We start from the raw sequence: 4,146 nt of genomic DNA on the forward strand, positions 1-4,146 counted from the left end.
GAACACGGCGGTGACGGATGGGTCGGCGGCCAGCCGGTGGCCCTGGCTGTAACCACTGTCAGCGGACCACGCGCCGGTCAGCGGATCGTCCGGGACCGGTGCCTGTGCGGCCTCGAGTGCGGACCGCCAGCCGGCGATGCGTTCGTTCGCACCGGGCGAGTCGGGACCGGCCAGGTGGTGCACCGTGCGGTGCCCGAGGTCGAGCAGATGCTGCGTGGCCATCGCACCGCCGACGACGTTGTCGACGCCGACGGAGGGTACGCCGACGTACTCGCTGGAGCCGACGGCGACGATGTGAACATCGGCCGGTACATGGGTGAGGACGGCCTCGACGTCGAACTCCGGGGCGACGGCCAAGATGCCCTCCACGCCCTGTGCTCGGAGCCGGTCGATCGACGCCAGAACGGTGGCCTTGTCCGAGACCTTGGCGCTCGCGATACTCACGTAATGCCCGGCTTCGCGGGCGGCTTCCTCGATGCCATACACCATCGCGCTCGGCCCGTACAGCAAGCTGTCGACGGTCATCAGGCCGATCGTCGAGGACTTCCTCGTCGCCAGCGTGCGAGCCGCCATGTTGGGCAGGTAGCCGAGCTCACGCATCGCGGCGTGGACCCGCTCGCGGGTTGCGGCGCGCACCTGTGGGCTCTTGTTCAGAACTCTCGAGACCGTCTGGTGGGAGACGCCGGCGAGCTTGGCGACGTCCCTCATACCAACCGAGCGAACGGATTCCACCTCGCGCCTCCAGGCATCGGATGAAAGGGAGACCACTCCGAGACGTGTTAGCTAGATGTTACCGTTCACATCTGGTTCGTCAATAGCTGACGCCGGGGAGATCTGTATAGATCTGGCCCTACATGCTGGGCGTATCGTTGGTGCGCAGGGCCGGCCGCGCTCACGGTACAGATCTCCGTGAGTGGAAGGGAGCGCTGCCTGAATATGTGGTGGTTGAGCGGTTAGGTCGGATGAATCTTTCGGTCTAGTCAGCCACGGTTCGCGCTCGTCGTCGGTGGTAGACGTCCTTGTGCACTGAGAAATGTGAGAAGTCGGCCGTCCACGCATGGTCTACCAGGTCATAGGCGCCGATGCCGGCCATCGCTCCGGTGAAGCGGAGCTTGCGTCCGTAGTCGTCGGAGAGCTGGCTGAAGTCGAGCACTGGGCCGATCGCCGTCCACGCATCGTTGCCGTGCGCCCGGGCATGGAACTGGCACTCCGCGCCGTCGACGCTGGCACTCAGTTGCCAAGTGGTGCCCGACGACGCGTCGAGCCGGGCGACCTGGCGGGCACCGCCGACGTCGCCGGTGACGAGGGTCAGGATCCGGCCGCCGTGCCCCTGCCACTGTTGCCCGCGCTGCGGTTCGCCGTCGGGCTCGGCCCAGGTGAGCTGGAGCGTGAAGTACGACGTGGTGTCATACCACAGCACGAGCCCGGCGGACTGGGAGAAGGTCGCAGGATCGGCGTCGACGGTTACCGTGAAGTCGACGGCGTGCGCCGTGATCCGTTGAGCCAGCAGGCTCTGCCACCACCTTGACTCGGGCCCGTCCCGCCCGGTGAGCCGAATCCACCCAGGTCGGCCCGTCAGATCGACCCAGTCCGCGCTCGCTTCCTCGCGAAGGGTGCTCCAGGGCCAGCCGACGGCAGAGTGAAGTCCGTCGGTGACGCCGTTGCCGACGACGTGACGTTCGCCATCGCCGTCGCCGTCGCCGTTCCCGTCAACGGGGCCGGCGGCCGGTGCGATCACGGCCGGAGCCGGTACGTCCACCGCGGCGTGCCAGCCGCCGTGGGCCAGCCGGGGCCAGCCGTCGACCCAGACGATCTTCTGCAGGCAGGTCTCGCGACCCAGGGTGCTGTGCGGACCGGCCGGCGTCCGCAACGGTCGGCTCGCCAGGTGAGCGAGGTACCACTGGCCTTCGGATGTCTCGACCAGCTCGCCGTGGCCGGCCTTCTGCAGCGGTTGTGCGGGGTCGTCCCGGCTGGTCAGCAGCGACTGAGAGTCGAGCTCGTACGGGCCCAGCAGGTTCCGGCTGCGGGCGGTCAGGACGCCGTGCTCTACTCCGGTGCCGTTCTCGGCCAGCAGGAGGTAATACCAGCCGTGCCGGACCAGCAGCTTGGGGCCCTCGAGGAGGCCGTCCCGCCGGACGAGCAGTGTGGTCGTGCCCCGGGGCTCCAGGGTCTCAGGATCCAGCTCGTCGACGACGATCCCGTTGAACCGCTGCATGCCCGGCCGGTGGTCGTTCTGGACGTTGAGCAGCCACAGCCGGCCGTCTTCGTGGAACAAGGCCGGGTCGATGCCGTGGCTGCGCACCCGGACGGGCCGCCGCCACGGCCCGTCGATCGACTCCGCCGAGGTCACGTAGCTGTCCAGGTCGAAGAACCGGGTGCCGACCGACCGCACGATCGAGTACGTGACCCAGAACCGGCCGCGGGTGTGACTCATCGACGGTGCCCAGATCCCACCGGAGTCCGGCACTCCGTGCAGGTCGCCATCCGGCGCCGCTCCCGCGACGTGGCCGGCGTACTCCCAGCTGACCAGGTCGCGCGAGCGGTGGATGGGGATGGTCGGAAACCACTCGAACGAGCTGTTCGCGACGTAGTACCAGCCGCCTACCCGCACGATGGACGGGTCAGGGTGGAACCCCGGCAGGACCGGATTACGGATCACACGTTCTCCCATGATCGGTGGAGGACGACGGTGGTCCGGGGCGGGAGCTCGATCACCCGTCCCAGCCGGACCTGTTCACCGGTGGCGACGTTGCGCGCCTGGCCCCGCGCCCAGCCGCCGTCCCGGTCCCTCGTCGTCAGCCGGTATGTGCGGTCGATGCTGGTGTTCATGCCGATCAGGTACCGCCCGTACGCACACCGGTAGAACTCCGCCCGGCCGACGAACAGCGTCTCGACGCCCGGGAAGTCCACACCCAGGGCGGGGTCGGGCACGTCCTCCGGATACGGTCCGACCATCAGCCGCTCTCCGGCGAACCCCTGGTGCAGCTCCGGCCCGGGAGGGGCGAACCCGCCCGGCGGGATGTGCGACGCCTCGGGGTCGTTGATCGCGTACGGGAAGCAGACCCAGTCCGGCTCCTCGTACCACTCGTCCGTGGGCGACACCGAGCTCTCTTGCCGTATCGTCGCCGTGCGCTGCGTCGCCGGGGTGATGTGGTGGATGCGGGCCAGGTTGTTCACGGCCTGCCGGGCGCGCCAGTACAGCGACGCGTACAGGATCTCCTGGCCGTTCTTCACCGCCAGCACGCCGTTCTCCTCGTCGGAGAAGACGAGGTCGTCGGCGTCCCAGTCCATCGGGAACCGCACGTCGCTGTCCGGTTTGGCCCGGAACGCGTCCCAGTCACGCTGCACCAGCCGGGCCGCGTTGAGCCCGACCCGGGTCCACGAGTGATCGGTCAGCAGGCCGATGTGGGCGAAGAGCTGGTTGTCCGCCACCAGCTGCTGCGTCCGGCCGACGATGCCGGGGTCATCGAGCACGGCGCCGGCCATCAGCGGGTGGCCGTCCCAGGCGGTGCGCTGCGCGTAGACGATGTCGCCGGGGTAGCGGTCGTCTCGCCAGCCGACCGTCGCCTCCATCCGCATGCACCGGTAGCCGTCGTCGTCGACCTCGGGATACCGGAAGACCGCCCGGGCGTTGATCATCTTCACGATATGGTCGCGGAGTTCGGGATCCTCGACGCCGCCGGCCCGGGAGACCGACTCGTAGAGCAGGATCAACCAGTCCGTCACCTCGCCGTAGTTGCCGACGTAGCCCAGTTCCTTGGTCAGCCCCTTCTCGGTCGCCTGGTAGTAGTGCTCGCCGAGGATCTTGCTGGGGTTGCCGTCGGCGTCCTCCGGCCCGAGATACGGCCTGAGGCCCACGGCCTGGTAGATGTAGTCGCGCGCCTTCTCCTCCGGCAGCGCCCGCTCCGGCGCTAGCAGCTCCAGGCCGCGGGCGCAGCGGTAGATGCCCAGCGCACAGATCATCACCTGGTTGCTGTAGTGCGGCAGGTGCTGTCGCCAGTAGGAGATGCTCTCGGTGAGCATCCGGGTGTAGGCGTCGCGCCGAATGGGCAGGTCGCCGGGGAGGTCCGGGGGCTCGGCACCGTCGAGCATCTCGACGGTGAGGTCGTCGAACCAGGCGGTGCCGCCGCCTTCGACGCGGATGTC

The 4,146-nt window shown here is 68.7% G+C and carries 2 protein-coding genes and 1 pseudogene; all 3 read right to left on the minus strand.

What is annotated here, in order from left to right:
• Positions 1–708 (minus strand): LacI family DNA-binding transcriptional regulator (locus tag ELR45_RS31495; protein ID WP_205857645.1); only part of this gene is annotated, 708 nt, incomplete at its 3' end.
• Between the two features lie 268 nt (positions 709–976).
• Positions 977–2,659 (minus strand): glycoside hydrolase family 43 protein, encoded by a 1,683-nt coding sequence (locus ELR45_RS31500; RefSeq protein ID WP_205857646.1) that lies wholly within the window; start codon positions 2,657–2,659, stop codon positions 977–979.
• Positions 2,656–4,146 (minus strand): annotated as a pseudogene (locus ELR45_RS36100) (Tat pathway signal sequence domain protein); the annotation flags it as partial. The gene ELR45_RS31500 and the pseudogene ELR45_RS36100, both read right to left, overlap by 4 nt.

The organism is Phytoactinopolyspora endophytica, assembly GCF_004138495.1.
Lineage (GTDB): Bacteria > Actinomycetota > Actinomycetes > Jiangellales > Jiangellaceae > Phytoactinopolyspora > Phytoactinopolyspora endophytica.